This is a genomic window from Pseudoalteromonas sp. PAB 2.2, assembly GCF_001938575.1.
In the GTDB taxonomy this organism is placed as follows: Bacteria; Pseudomonadota; Gammaproteobacteria; order Enterobacterales; family Alteromonadaceae; genus Pseudoalteromonas; species Pseudoalteromonas lipolytica.
The window spans coordinates 63,498-85,199 of sequence record NZ_LYPI01000013.1 but is presented as its reverse complement, the minus strand read 5'-3'; the positions used below and the strand labels follow the sequence as shown (position 1 = coordinate 85,199).

The 21,702-nt window shown below is 42.5% G+C and carries 20 protein-coding genes; 5 read left to right on the top strand and 15 right to left on the bottom strand.

The features are described from left to right. The first annotated feature begins 129 nt into the window (after nucleotides 1–129). A complete protein-coding gene (locus BWD47_RS12675; protein WP_036970936.1) occupies nucleotides 130–750 on the top strand; it encodes a 2OG-Fe(II) oxygenase in 621 nt (206 codons plus the stop codon). Here BWD47_RS12675 and ubiA read toward each other — a convergent pair whose 3' ends face one another. Then, on the bottom strand, nucleotides 751–1,629 hold the full coding sequence (gene ubiA / locus BWD47_RS12670) for a 4-hydroxybenzoate octaprenyltransferase (RefSeq protein WP_036970938.1): 879 nt from the start codon (nucleotides 1,627–1,629) through the stop codon (nucleotides 751–753). It lies immediately after the preceding gene. Further along, nucleotides 1,626–2,171, bottom strand: coding sequence for a chorismate lyase (locus BWD47_RS12665; protein WP_036970941.1), 546 nt, complete (start codon nucleotides 2,169–2,171; stop codon nucleotides 1,626–1,628). The genes ubiA and BWD47_RS12665 overlap by 4 nt, the downstream gene beginning before the upstream one ends. 166 nt (nucleotides 2,172–2,337) lie before the next feature. Here BWD47_RS12665 and BWD47_RS12660 point away from each other — a divergent pair, with 166 nt between their 5' ends. Continuing rightward, a complete protein-coding gene (locus BWD47_RS12660) occupies nucleotides 2,338–2,745 on the top strand; it encodes a flagellar basal body-associated protein FliL (RefSeq protein ID WP_036970946.1) in 408 nt (135 codons plus the stop codon). A 33-nt stretch (nucleotides 2,746–2,778) separates the two neighbouring features. Here the strand turns inward: BWD47_RS12660 and glpG are convergent, their stop codons facing one another. The 6 genes from glpG to BWD47_RS12630 all read right to left on the bottom strand — a co-directional run bounded on the left by glpG (nucleotide 2,779) and on the right by BWD47_RS12630 (nucleotide 8,009). Beyond that, nucleotides 2,779–3,594 (bottom strand): rhomboid family intramembrane serine protease GlpG, encoded by an 816-nt coding sequence (gene glpG, locus BWD47_RS12655; RefSeq protein ID WP_065978006.1) that lies wholly within the window; start codon nucleotides 3,592–3,594, stop codon nucleotides 2,779–2,781. Next, nucleotides 3,591–3,908 (bottom strand): thiosulfate sulfurtransferase GlpE, encoded by a 318-nt coding sequence (gene glpE, locus BWD47_RS12650; RefSeq protein ID WP_065978005.1) that lies wholly within the window; start codon nucleotides 3,906–3,908, stop codon nucleotides 3,591–3,593. The genes glpG and glpE overlap by 4 nt, the downstream gene beginning before the upstream one ends. A gap of 55 nt (nucleotides 3,909–3,963) precedes the next feature. After that, nucleotides 3,964–4,989, bottom strand: a complete 1,026-nt coding sequence (gene tdh / locus BWD47_RS12645) for an L-threonine 3-dehydrogenase (RefSeq protein ID WP_036970956.1) — start codon at nucleotides 4,987–4,989, stop codon at nucleotides 3,964–3,966. A gap of 54 nt (nucleotides 4,990–5,043) precedes the next feature. Next, nucleotides 5,044–6,240: a glycine C-acetyltransferase gene (locus BWD47_RS12640; protein ID WP_036970959.1), complete on the bottom strand. Its 1,197-nt coding sequence runs from the start codon at nucleotides 6,238–6,240 to the stop codon at nucleotides 5,044–5,046. Between the two features lie 150 nt (nucleotides 6,241–6,390). Next, nucleotides 6,391–6,951, bottom strand: a complete 561-nt coding sequence (gene gmhB / locus BWD47_RS12635; RefSeq protein ID WP_065978004.1) for a D-glycero-beta-D-manno-heptose 1,7-bisphosphate 7-phosphatase — start codon at nucleotides 6,949–6,951, stop codon at nucleotides 6,391–6,393. Continuing rightward, on the bottom strand, nucleotides 6,951–8,009 hold the full coding sequence (locus tag BWD47_RS12630) for a glycosyltransferase family 9 protein (RefSeq protein ID WP_075594086.1): 1,059 nt from the start codon (nucleotides 8,007–8,009) through the stop codon (nucleotides 6,951–6,953). The genes gmhB and BWD47_RS12630 overlap by 1 nt, the downstream gene beginning before the upstream one ends. 125 nt (nucleotides 8,010–8,134) lie before the next feature. Here BWD47_RS12630 and BWD47_RS12625 point away from each other — a divergent pair, with 125 nt between their 5' ends. Then, a complete protein-coding gene (locus BWD47_RS12625; protein ID WP_036970968.1) occupies nucleotides 8,135–8,857 on the top strand; it encodes a 3-deoxy-D-manno-octulosonic acid kinase in 723 nt (240 codons plus the stop codon). On the opposite strand, the gene hldE is transcribed toward BWD47_RS12625, so the two are convergent. Genes hldE through BWD47_RS12610 form a run of 3 tightly spaced genes read right to left on the bottom strand, consistent with a single transcriptional unit; the run spans nucleotide 8,847 to nucleotide 12,347 of the window. Then, the gene (hldE, locus tag BWD47_RS12620) at nucleotides 8,847–10,286 is read right to left on the bottom strand and encodes a bifunctional D-glycero-beta-D-manno-heptose-7-phosphate kinase/D-glycero-beta-D-manno-heptose 1-phosphate adenylyltransferase HldE (RefSeq protein WP_036970970.1); all 1,440 of its coding nucleotides are present in this window, start codon (nucleotides 10,284–10,286) and stop codon (nucleotides 8,847–8,849) included. The genes BWD47_RS12625 and hldE overlap by 11 nt on opposite strands. Continuing rightward, nucleotides 10,286–10,876: an SIS domain-containing protein gene (locus BWD47_RS12615; protein ID WP_036970972.1), complete on the bottom strand. Its 591-nt coding sequence runs from the start codon at nucleotides 10,874–10,876 to the stop codon at nucleotides 10,286–10,288. Before BWD47_RS12615 ends, hldE begins: the two co-directional genes overlap by 1 nt. A 28-nt stretch (nucleotides 10,877–10,904) precedes the next feature. Beyond that, nucleotides 10,905–12,347, bottom strand: a complete 1,443-nt coding sequence (locus BWD47_RS12610) for a capsule assembly Wzi family protein (protein WP_256719375.1) — start codon at nucleotides 12,345–12,347, stop codon at nucleotides 10,905–10,907. A 165-nt stretch (nucleotides 12,348–12,512) separates the two neighbouring features. Here BWD47_RS12610 and waaA point away from each other — a divergent pair, with 165 nt between their 5' ends. Both waaA and BWD47_RS12600 read left to right on the top strand, forming a co-directional pair. Then, nucleotides 12,513–13,784, top strand: coding sequence for a lipid IV(A) 3-deoxy-D-manno-octulosonic acid transferase (gene waaA, locus BWD47_RS12605; protein ID WP_075594084.1), 1,272 nt, complete (start codon nucleotides 12,513–12,515; stop codon nucleotides 13,782–13,784). 28 nt (nucleotides 13,785–13,812) lie between these two features. After that, nucleotides 13,813–14,334, top strand: a complete 522-nt coding sequence (locus tag BWD47_RS12600; protein WP_036971769.1) for a DUF1415 domain-containing protein — start codon at nucleotides 13,813–13,815, stop codon at nucleotides 14,332–14,334. Between the two features lie 36 nt (nucleotides 14,335–14,370). On the opposite strand, the gene BWD47_RS12595 is transcribed toward BWD47_RS12600, so the two are convergent. The 4 genes from BWD47_RS12595 to purL all read right to left on the bottom strand — a co-directional run bounded on the left by BWD47_RS12595 (nucleotide 14,371) and on the right by purL (nucleotide 21,435). Next, on the bottom strand, nucleotides 14,371–14,706 hold the full coding sequence (locus BWD47_RS12595) for a YdbL family protein (RefSeq protein ID WP_074988845.1): 336 nt from the start codon (nucleotides 14,704–14,706) through the stop codon (nucleotides 14,371–14,373). Nucleotides 14,707–14,715: 9 nt separating this feature from the next. Further along, entirely contained in the window at nucleotides 14,716–14,898 is a 183-nt protein-coding gene (locus tag BWD47_RS12590) for a YnbE family lipoprotein (RefSeq protein ID WP_036970983.1), read from the bottom strand. Beyond that, a complete protein-coding gene (locus BWD47_RS12585; RefSeq protein ID WP_075594083.1) occupies nucleotides 14,891–17,368 on the bottom strand; it encodes a YdbH domain-containing protein in 2,478 nt (825 codons plus the stop codon). The genes BWD47_RS12590 and BWD47_RS12585 overlap by 8 nt, the downstream gene beginning before the upstream one ends. Before the next feature lie 182 nt (nucleotides 17,369–17,550). Beyond that, nucleotides 17,551–21,435 carry a phosphoribosylformylglycinamidine synthase gene (purL, locus tag BWD47_RS12580; protein WP_075594082.1) on the bottom strand — a complete coding sequence of 1,295 codons (3,885 nt, stop codon included), beginning with the start codon at nucleotides 21,433–21,435 and terminating at the stop codon, nucleotides 17,551–17,553. Between the last annotated feature and the right edge of the window lie 267 nt (nucleotides 21,436–21,702).

The following is a 21,702-nucleotide window of genomic DNA, read 5'->3' as shown; positions in this document are numbered from 1 at the left end:
ATGTACATATCAAGCTGGCTTGACTACGTTAGGCCAGCTTATACATCCTCATTGTTTTACTGCATAAAAAGCGTGCATGTAATTTTTTTTCAGATACACTTACGCACCTTTTTTTGATTGTGCATATGAATGACCGCGCAGCTTATTTCCAATACTTATTTAAATGCAATTGAACATACTGGTTATGCCATTGTTGAAAACGCAATTGATGAGCAGTTGATAAATGATTTAATTGCAGATTGTTACCGAATTAATCCCCATTTTCATGTTGCAGGTATCGGTAGGTTAAACGATCAGCAAATCGATAAAACGGTACGCAAAGATAAGACCTTTTGGTTTGATAGCTCAAGCCAAGCGCAAATAACTTATCTCGCGACCATGGAAGCAATTAAGACCCAGTTAAATAGAGAGTTTTTCTTGGGCTTGTTTGATTATGAATGCCACTATGCGAAGTACCAACAAGGTGACTTTTATAAAAAGCATTACGATGCCTTTAAAGGACGCTCAAACCGTATTTTTACAACGGTTTGCTACCTAAATAGCCCCGCGTCTGGCGGCGAGTTGGTTATTTATAAACCTAAAAGTAAAGACATTGAAGTGGTCATAAAACCGAAGGCAGGCACATTAGTCATGTTTGAAAGCGAACGCTTTATGCATGAGGTATTACCCGCAGACGATGTGCGTTATTCAATTGCTGGTTGGTTCAGAAAAAATGCCTCAATAAGCGGCATTATCGACCCACCGCGATAATCAAAACGGTAATGGCAAGGATGCTACAAGGCCAATAAAAATAACCAGCCCGACATAATGATTATTTAGAAACGCTTTAAAGCAGTGCTCTCTGTCGCGATAGTGAATAAGCGTTTGCTGGTAAAGTAAAAATCCAATCGCCGCTATTAAGCCTAACCAATAAGGCATATCAAGCTGATTGCTTATGCCAATGTAACTGAGTATCGCAATGAATAGCGCATTCAGTAAGAAAATAATATGCCTGTCAAAACGTGCAAATAAGATGGCCGTTGATTTAACACCAATCTTTAAATCATCATCACGGTCAACCATGGCGTACATGGTATCGTAAGCCACAGTCCACACGAGGTTTGCAATAAATAACAGCCACGCTTCAATTGGCACTGAGCCAATTGAGGCCATGTATGCCATTGGAATAGCCCAACTAAATGCGGCTCCTAGTACCACTTGTGGTAATTGGGTATAACGCTTCATAAACGGATAGCAAAATGCCAACGCAAGAGCCCCCAAAGAGAGCAAAATCGTCGACCACCCCAGCATTAAAACTAATCCAAATGCCACGGCAATTAACAACACAAATAAGCTCAACGCCTCACCACTGGACACTCGCCCTGCGGCTAGGGGACGCGTTGCTGTGCGCTTTACTGAACCATCAATTTTACGATCAGCAAAGTCATTGATAACGCAGCCTGCACTTCGCATTACAAACACCCCTAAACTAAACACCACAAAATTTAATAAGCTTGGTGCTCCCTGATTTGCAAGCCATAACGCCCAGTACGTTGGCCAAAGCAATAGCAAAGTACCAATCGGCTTATCTGTTCGCATAAGTTGTTTGTAATAAGGAATGTGTGCGATTTTTAATGCAGCTAGTTTCATAAGTAAATATAAGCCTCTGGCAGAAAAACTTCGGCCACTAAAAAATGGGCATTTGACAATGAAAATACACTTCGTCTTCCCCACAGTGGTTTAGACTCTTTGCCAAGCACAGCTAATAAAGTTTGAATAGTGTGCTGCTCATTAAACTCTGCCACTTCTATCTCTGTGCGAGATAAGCTTGGGTCTTGAAAAATAACATCCCCTAATGGCCGTGTTCCCATACTTAGCAACTGCTGCTTTTTTAAGGTATCATCTGCGGGTAACCAACTTTGTGCATAAACCATTGGTTTATCATCACATAATAGTAGCACTTCGCGGTTAAGCGCTTGGCTCAACGGCGTATTTAATAAAGCTTGTTGCTCCTTTGTAAGATCAAAAGGGGCTTCATTGAGCACTTTAACCGAAAAGTGTTGGCAATGACGCTTAAGCTTGGCCGTCAATGACCCTGCTTCAAGCAACCAACCTTGCTGCTGTTGCGTTAAATAAGGGTATGCCGAAGCAGGCTGCCAATGCGCAGCTAACGAAACTGGGAATGTAATCACAACGACTCAATAATTATAAAAACCGCGTAAATGATATCACTGCAACCCGTTTCGAAAAAGTCATGATTTAATCTCTACATGGGTTAAAAAACAGAGAACAACCTGTATCTTAAGTTAATTTGGGTATAGACTAAAAACCATTGAATAGGTGGGATATTCTTAAACTATGAAAAAGTCATTGTTATCAATTTACTTGATTAGCATGCTCGTTATTGGCGCTACGACAAGTTTCTCGACACGCGCAGAATCAAATGTCGGTTACTTCGGTTTTGAGCCTGACATTATCACTAATTATATTGGCCAAGGAAATAAAAAACTGGGTTATGTACGGATCACTGTTGATCTAATGCTTAATGATATTTCTGATATTGGTGTGGTTGAGCACCATACTCCACTATTGCGTGATGCGATTGTCGAGATACTGTCAAAAGAACCTGAAGAAAATATCAAGTCGCTCACGGGCCGTGAAGAAATTAGAAAGCGCTGTACAGAAAAACTCAAAGCACTGTTAAAGCAAGAGACTGGACAAGAAATAGTACGTGAAGTGTTGTTTACTAAGTATTTATACCATTAAACGTGACGGCAAAGGCCGTCACATTTAATAAAACTACTTACGCGACAATAGTTTATCTGACATGGCGTAAGCCATACCCGCAATAAGCCCTGCTAAATGTGCCCAGTTCGCCATCCTAACCGGCAACATATCCACAAAGCCTAAAATTAGCCACACCAGCATAAAGCCAACAATACTGTTGCTAACAAGCGGGGGTTGTTGAGGTCGCATTACACTGTAAATCCAACAGAAACCGAGCAAACCATACACAACACCACTGAGCCCACCAAAGTTCGGACCAACTACTAAAAACTGTGCCCAATTACTGATAAATGCCGTCACCAAGAAAAGCCCAACTAAGGTTAATTTACCACTGCGTTTTTCTATGTCATTACCCAGTGTCATCCACCAAATCAGGTTAAAAATGAGGTGGATAGCGCTAAAATGAACAATCGCAGGGGTAAACCAGGTTAGCGGCTTAGCAGGGTTAAATTGCAACATACCATAAAGAGTTTCAAACCCACCCAGTAAAAACGCCACAAAAATAGCGATTGAAACCAAGGTCACAGTACGGTTTAACCAGCTCAATGCTTTAAAGCGTGCTTTTAGGTTAAGTGACTGGCCTTGATATAACAACGGCGACTCAGTACTGCCAACTTGCCACGATGCTTGAAGGTACTTTTCGTCATTTGGATTCGCGGTGAACGCTTGCCACAGTGGCTGAGCTTGATGAAAATGCTCAGGAGCAACACAAATAATCACTGTCTTACCATCGTGTGAGCGCAGTTCACCCTGCAAGCCTTTACTTTTAATGTAATCGATAAAGCCTTGCGCGGCGCGAGGATTATTAATGCTGCCCAATTCAATCATCGTTCAATGTGCTCCGGTTGTTGTGTCTGCCATGCTGTAAAGCCGCCATCCATACTGTAGACGTCTTCAAAGCCTTGCTCTACTAAATAGCTTGCTGCGCCTTGAGAACTTACGCCATGATAGCAAACGATAATAATAGGCTGATCAAACTCTTTGTTCATCATAAACTCACTGATATTAGCATTTGATAAATGCTCAGAACCAGGGATATGCCCAGCTTGAAATGAGTTAGGGTCGCGAATATCAGCAATCACCACATCATTTTTATCTAATAATGCAAACGTTTCACTGACTGAAATATGTTTATATGACATAACACTCTCTAAACTAAAAAGGCGGCCGAAAGCCGCCTTATCACACTCTACGGTATTAATCCCAGTTTAGGATTACTTTACCTGATTGGCCTGAAATCATTGTATCAAAGCCTTCTTGGAAATCATCCACTGAGAATTGATGCGTGATAATTGGATTAAGGTCAAGACCAGACTGAATTAGACTCGCCATTTTGTACCACGTTTCAAACATTTCTCGGCCATAAATACCTTTGATAATTAAGCCTTTGAAAATAACTTGATTCCAATCAACTGCCATATCTGATGGTGGAATTCCCAGCATGGCAACTTTACCACCATGATTCATGTTATTTAACATGCTGTTGAATGCAACCGGTACACCTGACATTTCAAGACCAATATCAAAGCCCTCGGTCATGCCGAGCTCTTTCATAATATCTTCTAGGTTTTCATTCGCAACGTTTACAGCGCGTGTCGCGCCCATTTTACGCGCTAAATCTAGGCGGTACTCGTTTACATCAGTAATCACTACATGACGCGCACCGACGTGCTTAGCAACCGCTGCTGCCATAATACCAATTGGACCCGCCCCGGTGATAAGGACATCTTCACCAACAAGATCAAACGACAACGCTGTGTGTACCGCATTCCCGAATGGGTCAAAGATTGATGCTAATTCATCAGAAATATTATCTGGAATTTTAAATGCATTGAATGCAGGGATCACGAGGTATTCGGCAAATGCACCTTCACGGTTCACACCCACACCTGTTGTGTTACGGCATAAATGCACGCGACCAGCGCGACAGTTACGACAGTGACCACAGGTAATATGGCCTTCACCAGAAACACGATCACCCACTTGGAAACCACGTACTTCCTGACCCATATCAACCACTTCACCCACGTATTCGTGGCCAACAACCATAGGTGTTGGAATAGTGTTTTGTGCCCATTCATCCCATTTATAAATATGGACATCTGTTCCACAAATTGCTGTTTTGCGGATTTTAATAAGCAGATCGTTATGGCCAACCTCAGGTTTTGGCGCATCGGTCATCCAGATCCCTGGTTCTGCTTTTAATTTAGATAATGCTTTCATGATTTACACTCAATTAAAAAAACCGAAGCAGGTGCTTCGGTTTAGAAAATAAAATTAGATAACACCCATTTCTTTACCAATACGGGTAAAGGCAGCAATTGCAGTGTCTAATTGCTCTTTTGTATGCGCCGCAGAAATTTGCGTACGAATACGTGCTTGGCCTTTAGGTACAACAGGGAATGAGAAACCTGTTACATAGATACCTTCAGCAAGTAACTTGTCAGCCATCATCGAAGCGACCTTCGCATCGCCAAGCATTACTGGAATAATCGCGTGGTCTTTACCTGCGCAGGTAAACCCTGCTGCTTCCATTTGCTCACGGAAGTAATGAGCGTTATCCCATAATTTAGCGCGAAGTTCGCCACCGTTACTCAACATTTCAAGTACTTTGATTGATGCTGTAACAATTGATGGAGCTAATGAATTAGAAAAAAGATATGGACGTGAACGCTGACGTAACCACTCAACAATTTCTTTTTTACCTGATGTATAACCACCTGATGCGCCGCCCAACGCCTTACCTAATGTGCCGGTAATGATATCGACACGGTCTAATACGCCACAGTATTCAGGTGTTCCTTTACCGTTTTCACCCACAAAGCCCACTGCGTGAGAATCATCAACCATAACTAATGCATCGTATTTATCAGCAAGGTCGCATACTGCTTTAAGATTACAAATAACGCCATCCATTGAAAACACACCGTCAGTGGCAATAAGCTTGGTTTTTGCCCCGGCTTCATCAGCTGCAATTAATTGCTTCTCTAAGTCGCTCATATCATTATTAGCGTAGCGGAAACGTTTTGCTTTACATAAACGAACCCCATCAATGATAGAAGCATGGTTTAACGCATCTGAGATGATGGCATCATCTGGGCCTAAAATTGTTTCAAATAAGCCTGCATTAGCATCAAAACACGATGAGTAAAGAATCGTGTCTTCTGTTTCTAGAAACTCAGAAATTTTGTGCTCTAATGTTTTATGAATATCTTGAGTACCACAGATAAAACGCACTGAAGCAACACCAAAACCATGATCGTCAAGGCCTTGTTGTGCGGCTTTTATTAGCTCTGGGCTATTTGCAAGACCTAAGTAGTTATTTGCACAGAAATTGATAACTTTATCACCTGATGCAACTTCAATTTGAGCTTGTTGCTGTGAAGTAATAACACGTTCGCTTTTGTATAAACCCTCAGCTTTTACTTCATCTATTTGTTGCTGAAGCTGAGTGAAAAACGCAGATGCTCTCATCTGAAATCTCCAAATAATCTTTTAAGTAATCAGAGCCGATTAGCTGTGACTGTGAAATTTGCGCCTATTGTAAAAGCTTAGGCGAACAATTGCACTGTTTGTAGTTCGTCGCACAACCTAAATTAGGCGCGGTAGATAGGAAAAAACTGGTCATACCTGCTGTAAGTGTAAAATCAAATTAGGTAATTCAGCTAACGAGTCGCATACATAGTGCGCATGCTGCTCCGTTGACTCTGCATAATTTTGTCCAGAGCGCACTAAAACACGCGTTGCCACATTGGCTCTTTCGCCAGCGAGTAAATCGCCAAGTTTGTCACCAACCATGATACTTTGAGCGGGATCTATGTGGTGCTCTTCAATCGCTTGCAACAACATGCCAGGTGCTGGCTTACGGCATTCACATTCTTGTAAATAGGCAGGCAACGCTTTACTTGGATGGTGTGGACAAAAATAGACATCTAGAATGTGTACGCCGTGTTTTAAAAACTCATTTTTCATCCATTCACTTAAGTGGTGAAAATCTTGCTCTGAGTAATAGCCTCGACCAATTCCAGATTGATTCGTCACGATGATAATTTCATAACCTGCATCAGTGAACTTTTTACACGCCGTAAAGACCCCTGGCACAAACTCAAAATCATCTGGCTTGTATACGTAACCATGGTCAATATTTACAACACCATCGCGGTCTAAAAATAGCACTTTACTCATCACAATTGCTCTTTTAATAAAACAAGATCAAACATTAAAGTAACCTCTTCAACACGTATCTGCGCCATTAAATCTGCACCTTTAACGCGTGTCCCCCACGGCAGCTGGTCTGCTGTTTTACCTGTTTGCTCAAGTAAGTTTTGGTGATAAACCTCAACAACATAATTTTGATATAAATAAGGCCCCGTGCGTTTTGGATTTGAGTGAGCGTATAAACCTATCACCGGTGTACCCACTGTAACGGCCATATGCGCAGGTCCTGTATCAGGCGCAAGCACTAATGAGGCACGCTTTAGCACACACAACAACTCTTTAAGCTGAGTTTTACCAACTAAGTTGAGTACAGGCACGTGACTGTGCGCAATAATTTGCTCAGCCAGTTCATTTTCAAGAGGTGTTGGCCCCCCCGTAATCACAACTGAGAATCCTTGATTATGAGCGTAATCAGCGAGCGCAGCATAACGTTCAGGAAGCCAGTTACGCTCTTTTTTACTGGCCGCAGGTGAAATAACAAAAATACGTCCTGCTAACCGCTCTGTACCGAGTAAAGTATCTGCCGTATGTTGATGAGCATCTGTTATTGGCATCTGCCAGCTAGGCTCATACTCTGGTACACCGATTGCTTTTGCAAAACCTAGGAACCCTTCAAGAACATGTGCTTCTGCTTGAGCTGCAATTCGCTTATTGATAAATAGGCTATGTAATTCTTTTGAACGTGCCCAGTCAAAGCCCACTTTAACTTTAGCAGGTATACAACGTGCAGCAAGATTAGCTCTGAGCGCTACCTGCATATGAAGTAACACATCAAACTTTCGCCCTTTAAAGGTTTCTTTAAGTTGTTTGTATGCTTGCTTACCCTGCTTTTTATCAAATACAACAAACTCAACACCCGGTAAATCAGCAAGCAGCATCGCTTCCACTTTACCAATAACCCAAGTAATTTTCGCATGAGGATGCGCTTTTTGAATTGCTTGCACCGCCGACACCGCATGACATACATCACCAATAGCCGAAAGCCTTAATATACAAATATCTGAATAGGAGGTTGATTGAGTCACGTGCACCCTTAGCAACAGCAAATAATAGGCGATCTTAAATTAACCTGATGCTATTGCAAGCACTTATGCGAAAAGCTAAAAATGCGGTACTATATAGCTATTCACTGTTTATATTTTAAGTTGTTATGTTCGACATTCAGCATCTGCAAAATTCGACCCTTTTGTGCCACCCTGCATACACTCAGATGCTTACATATGACTGGTTTGATGCTCACTTTTGGCAACAACAAAATAAAATAGTTGGCGCTAAAAAAGGCCGAGCAACGGCCTGGTTTTTTAAGCATGAACAACTGACTGGTGTATTGCGTCATTATTGGCGTGGCGGACTCATAGGCAAACTATTAACAGATCAATATGTGTATGTCGGCTTAGAGCACACGCGGGTTTACAAAGAGTTTTCGTTGATGATGCACTTAACTGAGTTAGGCTTAAATGTGCCCACACCTATCGCTGCAAAAGTCACACGAAGTGGTTTTATTTATCGAGGCGATATTATCACCGAGGCAGTAAAAGGAGCACAAAGCCTTTTAGATATTTTGGTGACTCGCCCGTTAACTCATGACGAATTAAAGAATGTGGCCACAACGCTCAGTGAATTTCATAACCGCGGTGTTTATCACGCTGATTTGAATATCAATAATATTTTATTTGACGAAGCGGGTAAGGTCTTTATTATCGATTTTGACCGTGGTGAAATAAGACAGCCCGAAATTGCGTGGCAACAAGAAAATATTAAACGCCTTGCCCGTTCATTTGCCAAAGAACAAGGCCGTAATGAGATAATGCACTGGCAACAAAGTGATTGGCAGTCACTGTATTGTGACTACCAAGCATTGCTTAAGATTTAATTTTGCTGATGACGTTAGACGTCGAGCAACCATTAAGGAACTCAAGCACTTCAACTTTACCGCCATGGCGTAATACATGGTCTGCACCCGCAATTTGATCAACCGTGTAATCACCCCCTTTCACCAGTACATCGGGGCTAATTTGCTCGATGAGCTTAGCTGGCGTGTCACTCTCTTGTGCACTACCAAATGGAATTACCCAGTCAACCGATGCAAGCGCACTGAGAACCATAGCCCGCTCTTCAAGCGGGTTTATTGGACGTTCAGGTCCTTTAAGGCGCGTGATTGATTCGTCATTATTTAAACCAACAACTAAACGATCGCCTCTGGCTTTTGCCTGCGCTAAATAGCGTACATGACCTGCGTGTAGAATATCGAAGCAGCCATTGGTAAAGACAATTTTCTCGCCATTTTGTTTTGCAAACTCGATATGCTGCAACACATCTTCAAATGGCGTTTGATAATGCTCGCCGGTTTGCTGTAAGTACTGACCCAATTTACGACTCAATTCTTCAGGAGATACCGTCGCTGCGCCTAGTTTACTTACGGCAATACCCGCTGCAAGATTAGCAATTTCAACGGCATCTTTAGGTTGCATGCCAGCGCCTAACATCACCGCTAATGTAGCAATTACAGTATCTCCGGCACCAGTAACATCACTGACTTCTAATTGCTGCGCCGCAAAGTCATGCTTCTCAGTTTGACTGATTAACGACATTCCTTGCTCTGAACGAGTCAATAACATCGCCGCAACGCCCGCATCTTCAATAAGCTGGCGCGCACTCTCGGTTAAGCTTTGCTCAGACTCAGTTTTACCACCAGCCAGCTTAAATTCATTCAAGTTTGGCGTAATATAGTCGGCACCACGATACAAATTTAGATCCGATGATTTAGGATCAACAAGAACCGTTTTACCTGCATTTTTAGCCACTTGGATCATGGCTTGAATTAAGCTTAGTGAGCCTTTGTTGTAATCAGAAAATAGTACAAAGTCATAATCATCTAACACTAACTCTAAACGATTCAAAAGCAACTGGCTGTGTTGTTCAGTAAAGGTTTCTTCTAAATCTAGGCGAACCACTTGCTGATGACGACTTATCACGCGCATTTTAGATATGGTGGGTAAATCACAGACGCTAACAAGCTGCGAATCAATTTTCTCAGAACTCAAAATGGTTTCAAGAATTTGCCCGCTCTCATCTTCACCAACAAGCCCTAATAAACCGACCTTACCATCTAAACGGGCAATATTTTTAGCCACGTTTGCAGCGCCACCCGCTTTGTCTTCAAACTTACTGACTTTAACTACGGGCACCGGGGCTTCTGGTGAAATACGACCCGAGTCACCATGCCAGTAACGGTCTAGCATCACATCACCAACAACTAAAATTCGCGCTTTAGATAAGTTTTTAAGTAACGCTAAATCCATTACTGTTGCTCCGCTACAACCATATCAATGGCTTCACATAACCAGTGACCGATAAACATATGTGCTTCTTGAATGCGTGCTGTTTCATCGTTTTTAATGATAATTGGCAGCTTCGCGATATCTTTCACTTTACCGCCGTCACGGCCAGTTAAAGCCACTGTGAAAGCGCCTATTTCATTAGCCGCAGCAAGCGCAAGATTAATATTAGGGCTAGTGCCTGAAGTCGTTAAGCCAATCACTAAATCTTCAGGTTTACACAACGCCTGAACTTGGCGTTCAAACACAGTATCAAAATGATAGTCATTACTGTGCGCCGTTAAAATTGACGTGTCAGTTGTCAATGCGATTGAAGCAAGCGGCCCACGCTCTAACTTATAACGTACAACAAACTCTGCCGCTAAATGCTGCGCATCGGCGGCACTGCCACCATTACCAAACCAAATTACTTTACCACCTGCCTGCAAAGCGCTGTGGCATGCTTCAAGTAATTGCATTACCTCAGGATGATAAGTTTCCATGGTCTCAAACAGCATTTGATGACGATTTAAACTTTCTAGGTAGCTTGCCGCTACAGAATCAAGATTAGACATATAAATTCCTTAAAAAAAACGGCTAGACCTACCAGTATAATGCAACAGATAGCCAAGTATAATTTTCACCAAACACATCTTCGCCATAAGTCAGGGTGGTTTCGAGTGTATGTTCATTCAATTGACGCGTATTGCTCAGTTGAAGTTCAATGGCACTTTCGTATTCTTTACTATAACCGCCAATATCATAATGGTAGTTACTCTCATTTTTAATGCTTGTTAATTTCGCTACCCATAAAGAGCTCAGAGACTCTAAGTAGCTCAGCTCTAATACATGAGTTTGAGATGGAACACCATCTCCGAAATAGCGTTGATCCGCTGCAAAATGTCCTACGACAAAACCATCAACGGTGTTCCCAAAAGTTGGATATATATAATTTTCATACCACAAACTGTGCATATTTGTATGCTCATAGCGTAGCGCAACGGTATCCGTTATTTGTGGGAAGAAAGCACCGATACTATAAGCAATATTGCCGAATTGGTAATTTTGGTGCTCTTTTGTGTCTTCGCCACCGTACTCAAAATACAACTCGGTTGGAAAGCCAAAATCAAAATTGATAGTGCTAGTGATAGATGCAAACTGATCCCCTAGCTCATTATCTGGCCCACCTGCAAGCTCGCTATTATCATTACCCGCTGGGTCAAAAAATGCATCAAACACATCACCTGCATCAACCTCTCGAGGACCACCACCAAATTGCATCATACGGTTGATGCCAATTTTCCAACCACTTAGGGGTTCTATACTGAAATGCGTACCAGCAAGCTTTGGCGTGCCGCTATGCAGCTCCCCTTGATATAAAATACCGTTTTCGACATGCTCTAATTCAGAATAATACAGCTCAAAGTCAAAATTCCACCAATTATGCGCAGGTTGCACCATACCTAATGAAATAGAAGGGGCTGTTTTTGCATTAGTAGAAATAATTTGAGCTGAATGTTTAAACGGTGAAAACCAATGTTCTTTATAACCAACATTCAGTTGCAAATCATCTCCAGCAAAACTTACAAAAGTATTGTAATTCACAAATTTATTTTGCTTGGCTCTGTAATCAACACCAACTTGTACTAAGGTATAATCGTTTGCACGCCAAATACCTTCAAAAAAGCCTTGGCCCCACTCATCTGAGCTTAAACCACGTTGATTAGCAATTTTCTTCGTAGTATCACCATCGACCTGAAATTTTAGACCCACACGCGTAATAGCATCTTCACGCTGATAGGGTTTAATCTTAGCGCGGATCGCTGCAGCCAAACTTGGCGCTTTATTTTCAAGTTCATTAAGTGCGTATTCTACCTCAGCCAAACGATATGGCTTCGTCATAGGTGTGCCTGAGGTTAATGCAAATAAAGTATCTAATTGATGATCAAGCTGTGCATCCATGCCAATCGGTAAGTAAGCGGTGGGTGTTGCCAATAAAGGAGAAGAGCAACTGAGTAACACGCTTATAGCCGTGGCTTTTATCATTTTAAATTTCATAACTATAAAGACTAAATATAAAGTAACTGAAATACTACCAAATTAGCGGCGACGAAACACTTAAAACTCTGCAAGATAACCCTTTTTAACATTTTATATTTAGCTCGATTGGCTAACACGCTATCATAATGTTTTACACTGATAGGCTAACCAATGGCACGTATTTTATATTCTCTCATTTTATACATTCTTAGCCCGCTTATTATTTTCTACCTTTACGCTTTGCGTGGAAAAAAAAATAAAGGCTACCGTGCGCATTTTACACATCGTTTTGGTGTTTCATCATTACAACAGCATGACGTGGTTATACATTGCGCGTCTGTTGGTGAGGTTTTAGCAGCAACGCCACTTATCAAGGCGCTGCAACAGAAAAATTCGCAGCTAAGTATTTTAGTAACCTGTAATACACCCACTGGTCGTGAGCAAATAAAGAACAACTTTAAAAATACGCTCAGTTGCTGTTATTTACCGATTGATTTCCCGTGTGCCACCAGCCGGTTTTTAAAGCGAATTAAGCCTCGCGTCCTGTGCATTCTGGAAACAGAGTTGTGGCCCAATTTAATGGCGCAATGTAAAAAACGCAATATTGAAGTACTTGTTTTAAATGCGCGGCTTTCAGCTAAGTCGCAGCAGGGGTATCAAAAAGTGATGCCTTTAACAAACGTGATTATGAACTCAATTAGCGCCCTTGCCAGTCATAACCAAGATGATGCTAACCGTTTTATTGAGTTAGGTTTAGCGCCGCAGAAGGTGCGTGTCTTTGGCTCAATTAAGTTTGATATAACCCCCACGCGCGCGCAATTAGATAAAGTCGCCGCTCTTAAAAGCGAATATAACAACGCGCGCTTTATTTGGGTTGCAGGTTCAACCCACCCAATTGAACATGAGCGTGTTCTAAGTGCACATCAGCAGTTGCTCAGTGTAGTACCCGATGCCCTGTTAATTATAGCTCCGCGTCATCCTGAACAATTTGATAAAGTAGCATCACTCCTTAAACATTCAGACATGACTTTTAGTCGTCGCAGCGAGAATAATTATACGAGCCAACAAGTCGTTCTTGCCGATACCTTAGGTGAACTACAATGCCTGTATGGCGTTGCTCGCATAAGCTACATTGGCGGCAGTTTAATTGAACGAGGTGGCCATAACCCACTCGAGTCTGCGGCATTTTCAGTTGGCGTACTAGCAGGTCCTCACACGTATAATTTTGACCATATTTACCCTGAGCTTATAAACGCTGAAGGTGCTAAAACAGTTAACAATGAACAGCACCTTGCCGAAACACTTATCGCTTTAAGTGCCGATAACGAGGCCCTCGTTAAGTTAGGTCAACAAGCCGCAAAATGTGTTGTTAATAATCAAGGTGCTATTCGTAAAACAGTGCAATTAATTGAGCAATTTTTAGAGAAACAACGTGAATCATAACCTGCCAAAAAGCCGTCCCGAACTACAAATGCGCGAATGGGTATCAAGTGTCATTGTGAAATACAACTTTTGCCCATTTGCCCGTAAAGAAGTAGAAAACAACTGTATTCACTATCAAGTCAGTCCGTCAGTAACACTAGATGATGCTGTCATGGATATGCTTGAGCAATGCACGGAACTTGACCACAATGAGCAGCGCGAAACAACTTTACTAATGTTTGAGCAAGGCTTTAGTGATTTTGACGAGTTTTTAGATTTGGTTGACCTAGCCAACGCACTACTGGTTGCACAAGGCTTTGAAGGGAAATATCAAATCGCTAATTTTCATCCCGATTATGTGTTTGCAGATAGTGATGAGACAGATGCTGCAAATTATACAAACCGTGCTCCGTACCCGACACTTCATTTAATTCGTGAAGCGAGTATGAGCGAAGCGCTCGCCAACTACGATGAGCCTGAATCTATTCCTGAGCATAATATTAAACTTGCAAGACGCAAGGGTATCGACTTTTGGCAGCAGCTGTTAAAAAGCTGTATTGATAAAGGCTAAAGCCAGCTTTCGCTGGCTTTTAGCACCTTTAATAGGTTATTTTTTTACCCATTGACCATTCACTTCAATATAGTGACCAGGTTTTGTTTTTTCGATAGTTTTCGCGGCCGCCAATGCCTCTACTTGCGCTAAAGATAAATTGTTCTTTTTGGCAAGTTTCAAGTATTGCTCTTTACGCTTCGCATTGATTTCATCAACCACGGCTTTCGCTTCACTGTTATTGACGACTAATCCGAGATAACCAGAGCTATCTTCACCCACTAATCCTTGGTTTTTAGCCTCATCTAGGCTAATAGCCCAAGCAGAAAATGATAAACAAACAGCACTGATTAAAGTGATCACATTCAATTTTTTAAGTTGGAATTTACGCATGTTTGCTCCTTAGAATAATTCGCTGTCGTCACTGAATAACGTGTCGAGTTCTTTATCCACTTTAACGCGGATTTCGTGATCAACTTTCACATTTAAGTTGATTGTAATAGGTTCTTTTGCTGCTACCTCAACGCGGTGTGTGCAAGCACTTAACAAACCGACGGCTGTTAGCATTACTAACCATTTAGCCATTATTGCTTCCTTTTTTTGCATACTCTTTCTCAACCTTTTGAGTAATCTCATCACTTAAACGCAGTGCTCTTAATAACGTAAACACATTTTCCTCGTGATTATAGTTAAAATTAACGGCTTGCTGCTGTTTTTCATTAAAGCCTTGTAAGTTAACACCTAAGTGCAGCCACCCATCCGGTTTAAGATCAACACTGCTTTTTAATTGTTTAATATCTAAATTCTCTAACAAGCTAAGCGTGGTACTTAGTTCTTGTTGCTGTGCTTTTACCGCTTCAAAACCTGCATTGTTAGTAATCAATAATTTACCATCGCCTTGATTAACCAGTTGCCCTTGCTTAACGGCAATGCCCTGCTCATTTATAATGACAGGCAAGGTCCCTGCTAAGCGCCCAGATAAACTAATACCAGACTCCGCATCCAGCGTTACCAACTTGCTGGCGTCGATGTTTTCGAACTTAATCATTGCAGTTTGGCTTGTTGCAAGCGGGCAAAATTCATTCACAACAAATGCTCCCCCCATCACAAGACCAGTGACATTTGATGTACATGGCTTATTTGCGTCAACCTGTAATAGGCCTTGTAATTTTGTAACCACAGCACCTGCACGCAGTTCATTAAGTGTAAATTTAGTTGGGGCAATATTAAGCTGACCTGAATTAAACTCTCCCTTCACCTCAACGTTAAAATCATTAGCGAGATAATCATTATAAAGCGCACTGAGCTTAGCAATGCGAATATCCCCGCTTGCCTGCAGTAAGTTTACGTCACCTTTTATAAGGCCCGAGATAACGCCATCGGTTAACGTCGCTAATGGCTCAAACTGCTTTAAAATAGGGTTGAGTTTTGACATAGCTTGTTCAGGTATCACCAACTCAAATGGATGAGCAACCTTAGACATATGATGTGTTATCAGCGCTTCAATACCGTCGACAAAAACATGGTGCGTTGCCTGTAATGCGCGACTTTGGGTTGCATTTGACACCACAGACAAATTCGTTAATGTCAGTTTAGGAGTCACTAGCTTAGCTAATTTACTGGTCGCGCTAATATCAGCAAATAACTCTCCCACACTTAAATCACTCTTCACTGTGAGCTCATTTGTTAGTCCCGACATCTGCATATCTGAATAGGTCGCTGACTTTATAGCACTATTGAGTTTCGCTGTTACGTTCTGTGAATCACTGAGATGCACGTTTATTTTAGTTTTTAAATCAGTCACTTTCGCATCAAAAACTTGAGCTCTTTTAACGGATATATCAGCATTGAGATTACCCGCTATAGGACGAGTAAGTATATTCTCAAGCTCTACTTCACCTTTGATACTCACGCCATCCGCTAGTACATCAATAAAATCAGGCAGTGATGCCATTGAAAGTTGAAATTCAGAGTTAACGCGCCCTGCTTCAATACGAGCCTTCAACATTAGCTTATCTATCTCGTCACTGGTGAAATTTACTACAGCGTGTGAGTAAAGCGTTTTAAGGGGAGCATCTAGCGCTAATTGGGTATTTTTAAACACCAATTGGCCTTGTTTATTACTCGAAGTCAGTTCCAACTCGGGTAAAGAAAGCTGCTTTTGTTGCAGCGCAATGGGTTGTGTAAACTGCACATGCCAAGTAAGGGGGGTGTGTGCTCGTGCAAACTCTTGGTATTGCTGCTGTTCGATTTTATCTAAACAAATAGGTGAAACAACGACTTGACTCTTTAAACCACTCAAATCAGCAGTGAGCTGTTGTTGATTGAGCTGAAATTCAGCCGTTACTTGGCCACGGCTCTGTGCGCTAAAATCACAGTGTTCAATGCTTTGCTTATTTTGCTGATACTGATGTTCATGTTGATAATCGGCAGTAACTGAGCTGGCCACATTGAGTGTTATGCCATCGAACTTAATCTGTAAGTCAGTCGAAAAATGGGCATTTTTTGGCAGCGCAATAAACCTTCCGGCAAGTTCATCATTAAGCATTATATTGGTGACTATCTCACCACCAGTAACCGTGACATCCGCATTAATATCACGGCTGACTGTAAAGTGATTTAAGCGATTTTCTTGCACGGTAACTCTAACCGGCTCGGCGCTAAAACCCGACGAAATATCAAGCTGCTCAATATTTATAAGCGGTCTTTGCTTTGGAAGGTCTAAAGCAAGTTTTTTTAATTCTGTACGCTGATTGTCGCTTTTTGATAAGGGGCTATTGATCGTAAGGTTGGCACGAGAAATGATAATTTGCTGCTTATTAGCACGTATACCCGCAACTTCTAATTGCTGACCTTGATAACTCAAACACAGCTTTTCGACCTTTAAATCAAGCTTTCTTGTTAATGACCAATCAATACAATGCAGCTCAATGCCATTAGCACTCAGCACAGGCGTTAAGTACCATGAGGTCAGTGGTAATCTAAAAATATAGGCAAGCAGAAAAACCCCGAGCACTAAACCTAACAAGCCTGTAATAGCACGTTTAAACTTCAAAAAACTCTCCTTGCCTTTGCTCTCGCTTCTCGCTTCTCGCTTCTCGCTTCTCGCTTCTCGCTTCTCGCTTCTCGCTTCTCGCTTCTCGCTTCTCAACCCATTATAAACAAAAAGGCTGCACTTAATAGTGCAGCCTTTTTAGTTTAACCGGTTTATATGAACCTAAGTAGATTACTTAAACTCTACCCCACGTTTTTGCGTGCGTTGCGGAACATACGCATCCACGGGCTGTCTTCTGTCCACTCATCAGGGTGCCATGAGTTCGCTACTGTACGGAATACACGCTCAGGGTGAGGCATCATAACCGTTGCACGGCCATCTGTAGACGTAATACCTGTGATACCCTCTGGCGAACCGTTCGGGTTAGCTGGGTATTGCGTTGTTGGGTTACCGTAGTTATCAACAAACTTCACAGCCACAGTGCCTGACTCAAGCGCGGCTTTTACTGCATCGCTGTTAGCAAACTCAGCATGACCTTCACCGTGAGAAACAGCGATTGGCATACGAGAACCCGCCATACCATTAAAGAATACCGATGGGTTTTCTTGTACTTCTACAAGGCTAAAACGTGCTTCAAAACGCTCTGACTTATTGGTTACAAAACGTGGCCAGTGCTCTGTGCCGGGGATCAACTCTTTCAATGTTGAAAGCATTTGACAGCCATTACACACACCTAAGCTGAATGTATCTTCGCGGTGGAAGAAGCTTTGGAACTGCTCGCGAGCCATCTCGTTAAATAAGATTGACTTAGCCCAACCTTCACCCGCACCCAATACGTCACCGTAAGAGAAACCACCACATGCCACTAAGCCTTTAAACTGCTCAAGTGTTAAACGACCTTCAAGAATGTCGCTCATGTGTACGTCTACCGCTGCAAAACCTGCGCGGTTAAATGCCGCAGCCATTTCTAAGTGAGAGTTAACACCTTGCTCACGTAAGATAGCCATTTTCGGTTTTGCACCTGTTGCAATGTAAGGTGCAGCTACGTCTTCGTTTAAGTCGAAGTTTAATTTAACGTTTAGACCTGGGTCTTTGGCATCAAATTTTGCATCAAACTCTTGCTTAGCACACTCTGGGTTATCACGACGTGCTTGCATTTGGTAAGTGGTTTCTGCCCAAATTGTACGAAGCTCTGTGCGTGTGTGATTAAGCACGACTGCATCACCGCGAGTAAATACCACACGGTCATCGGCATTTAATGCACCAATTTCATGGCTAATAGCCGCTAAGCCGTGATCAGCAAGTACCGCTTTAACTGCGTCTAAATCTGCGTTAGCAACTTGAATTACTGCGCCTAGTTCTTCGTTATAAAGTGCTTCGATGTCTGACCCCGTTAAGCCTGCAAGGTCAACCGTTACGCCTGTGTGGCCAGCAAACGCCATTTCAGCGATTGTGGTAAATAAACCACCATCAGAACGGTCGTGGTAAGCAAGTAACTTGTTATCAGCAACAAGCGCTTGCATCGCTTCATAGAAACCTTTTAATAACGCAGGGTTATCAACGTCTGGGGTTACATCACCTAATTGCTTGTAAACCTGTGCTAGGCTTGATGCGCCCAGTCGGTTTTGACCCGCACCTAAATCGACTAATAATAGCGATGACTCACCTTTATCAGTGCGAAGCTGTGGCGTTACTGTTTTACGTACGTCTTCAACGCGACCGAATGCAGTGATGATCAGTGATAATGGAGCTGTTACTGATTTTTGTTCACCGTTTTCATCCCACTGTGTCTTCATCGACATAGAGTCTTTACCCACAGGGATCGTTAAACCAAGTGCCGGACACAACTCTTCACCTACCGCTTTAACCGCTTCGTAAAGACCCGCATCTTCACCTGGGTGACCCGCTGCTGCCATCCAGTTTGCAGATAGCTTGATATTATCAAGGCCACCGATGTTAGCACATGCAATATTAGTTAATGACTCAGCCACCGCTAAACGTGCAGACGCACCATAGTTTAGAAGTGCAGCTGGCGTGCGCTCACCCAATGACATTGCTTCACCGTGATAAGTATCATACGTCGCAGCTGTTACCGCACAGTTTGCAACTGGCACCTGCCAAGGACCGACCATTTGGTCACGTGCAACTAAGCCCGTTACCGTACGGTCACCAATGGTGATTAAGAAAGTTTTTTCTGCAATCGTTGGTAAGCGTAATAAGCGCTGTGCTGCATCAGCTGCATCAATTGCCGTCACATCTAATGGCTGCGACTGTGCTTTTTTAGACTCAACTTCGCGGTGCATTTTTGGTGCTTTACCAAGTAATACATCAAGAGGAAGGTCTACAGGATTATTACCAAAGTGGCTGTCTTCAACCGTTAAGTGACGCTCTTCAGTGGCTTCACCAATCACTGCGAATTCTGCACGTTCACGTTTACAAATTGCCTCGAAACGTGGGAAATCTTCTGGCGCAACAGCAAGTACATAGCGTTCTTGTGATTCGTTACACCAAATTTCGTGTGGTGCCATACCCGGCTCATCATTCGGGATATCACGTAGTTGGAATTTACCACCACGGCCACCGTCGTCTACCAGCTCAGGGAATGCGTTTGATAAACCACCCGCACCCACATCGTGAATGAAAGCGATTGGGTTTGCATCACCTAATTGCCAACATTTGTCGATAACTTCCTGACAACGGCGCTCCATTTCAGGGTTTTCACGTTGAACAGAGGCAAAATCAAGATCTTCATTCGATTGGCCAGATGTCATACTTGACGCAGCACCACCACCTAGACCGATGTTCATCGCAGGACCACCTAGTGCAATAAGTTTTGCACCAACTGGGATTTCACCTTTTTGAACATGCTCAGAACGGATATTACCTAAACCACCGGCAAGCATAATTGGTTTGTGGTAACCACGTACTTCTTCACCATTATGGCTTGATACTTTTTCTTCGTATGTACGGAAATAACCAAGTAGATTAGGACGACCAAATTCGTTGTTAAATGCCGCGCCACCTAATGGACCGTCTGTCATGATATCAAGTGCAGTAACGATACGACCTGGTTTGCCGAAATCAGTTTCCCACGGTTGCTCATAACCAGGAATACGTAAGTTAGATACCGTAAAGCCAACTAAACCCGCTTTAGGTTTAGAACCACGGCCTGTTGCACCCTCATCACGAATTTCACCACCAGAGCCTGTTGATGCACCTGAGAATGGCGCAATAGCTGTTGGGTGGTTGTGAGTTTCAACTTTCATCAAAATTTCGATGTTTTCTTGATGATACGCGTACTCACCTTCGTTATTCGGGAAGAAGCGACCCGCTACCGAGCCTTTCATTACCGCAGCGTTATCTTTATAAGCTGATAGTACGTTTTCAGGATTTTGCTCGTAGGTGTTTTTGATCATTTTGAACAATGATTTTGGCTGTTCGATGCCATCAATTGTCCAATCAGCATTAAAGATTTTATGACGACAGTGCTCAGAGTTTGCTTGTGCAAACATGAATAATTCGATGTCGTTCGGATTACGCCCTAACTTTTGGAAGTTTTCTACCAGGTAATCAATTTCGTCATCAGCAAGTGCAAAACCTTGCTCAACATTAGCTGTCGCAAGCGCTTCACGGCCACCACCTAAAATGTCAACTGATGACATAGGACGTGGTTCATCATGACGGAACAGCTTAGCAGCATCAGCCATCTCAGCGTGTGTTGCTTCTGTCATACGGTCATGCAATAACGCAGCAACGTCTGCAAGCTGCTCAGCACTTAACTGACCTTCAACATAATATGCAATACCACGTTCTACACGGTGAACTTGGCTCAAACCACAGTTGTGTGCAATGTCAGTTGCTTTAGATGCCCAAGGCGAAATAGTACCAGGACGCGGCGTTACAAGAATTAACGACCCTGCTGGTGTATGCTCGGCAATAGTTGGACCATAAGTAAGAAGCTTCTCCAGTTTAGTGTGCTCATCAGCTGAAAGCTCAGCAGTAAGATCAGCAAAATGCATGAATTCTGCATAAACATTGGTGACTGGAAGTTGCGCCTGTTGGCAACGCGCTAAAATTTTCTGAACTCTAAAATCGGAAAGTGCTGGTGCACCACGAAGGATCAACATAGGTATTTTCATCCGGGGTTAGGGATTGAACGATATTTTAGGCGCGTATTATATACCCAAACCACCTCGAAATGCGAGTTTCAGTTGGAATTAAACGCGATTTAGGCAAGGTATTGATTGCAAAGAATGGTCACCCCCTTATTAAAATCAATTACGCCGTATAAATGCGAGTTTCAGTTGGAATTAAACACAATGAAAGCTGTTATAAATCTTCACGTTGATAGGCTCACCAGTCGTCATAATACAGACCCTTGTTATAGTTGATAA

Excerpts from the sequence above, each read along its gene's own strand:
- hldE (WP_036970970.1), bottom strand. The coding sequence starts at position 10,286 with ATGGATTTAGCGTTACTTAAAAACTTATCTAAAGCGCGAATTTTAGTT.
- glpE (WP_065978005.1), bottom strand. The coding sequence starts at position 3,908 with ATGTCATATAAACATATTTCAGTCAGTGAAACGTTTGCATTATTAGAT.
- tdh (WP_036970956.1), bottom strand. The coding sequence starts at position 4,989 with ATGAAAGCATTATCTAAATTAAAAGCAGAACCAGGGATCTGGATGACC.
- BWD47_RS12675 (WP_036970936.1), top strand. The coding sequence starts at position 130 with ATGACCGCGCAGCTTATTTCCAATACTTATTTAAATGCAATTGAACAT.
- BWD47_RS12600 (WP_036971769.1), top strand. The coding sequence starts at position 13,813 with ATGCGCGAATGGGTATCAAGTGTCATTGTGAAATACAACTTTTGCCCA.
- gmhB (WP_065978004.1), bottom strand. The coding sequence starts at position 6,951 with ATGAGTAAAGTGCTATTTTTAGACCGCGATGGTGTTGTAAATATTGAC.
- purL (WP_075594082.1), bottom strand. The coding sequence starts at position 21,435 with ATGTTGATCCTTCGTGGTGCACCAGCACTTTCCGATTTTAGAGTTCAG.
- BWD47_RS12625 (WP_036970968.1), top strand. The coding sequence starts at position 8,135 with ATGTTCGACATTCAGCATCTGCAAAATTCGACCCTTTTGTGCCACCCT.
- ubiA (WP_036970938.1), bottom strand. The coding sequence starts at position 1,629 with ATGAAACTAGCTGCATTAAAAATCGCACACATTCCTTATTACAAACAA.
- BWD47_RS12590 (WP_036970983.1), bottom strand. The coding sequence starts at position 14,898 with ATGGCTAAATGGTTAGTAATGCTAACAGCCGTCGGTTTGTTAAGTGCT.
- BWD47_RS12595 (WP_074988845.1), bottom strand. The coding sequence starts at position 14,706 with ATGCGTAAATTCCAACTTAAAAAATTGAATGTGATCACTTTAATCAGT.
- BWD47_RS12610 (WP_256719375.1), bottom strand. The coding sequence starts at position 12,347 with ATGATAAAAGCCACGGCTATAAGCGTGTTACTCAGTTGCTCTTCTCCT.
- glpG (WP_065978006.1), bottom strand. The coding sequence starts at position 3,594 with ATGATTGAATTGGGCAGCATTAATAATCCTCGCGCCGCGCAAGGCTTT.
- BWD47_RS12615 (WP_036970972.1), bottom strand. The coding sequence starts at position 10,876 with ATGTCTAATCTTGATTCTGTAGCGGCAAGCTACCTAGAAAGTTTAAAT.
- waaA (WP_075594084.1), top strand. The coding sequence starts at position 12,513 with ATGGCACGTATTTTATATTCTCTCATTTTATACATTCTTAGCCCGCTT.
- BWD47_RS12640 (WP_036970959.1), bottom strand. The coding sequence starts at position 6,240 with ATGAGAGCATCTGCGTTTTTCACTCAGCTTCAGCAACAAATAGATGAA.
- BWD47_RS12660 (WP_036970946.1), top strand. The coding sequence starts at position 2,338 with ATGAAAAAGTCATTGTTATCAATTTACTTGATTAGCATGCTCGTTATT.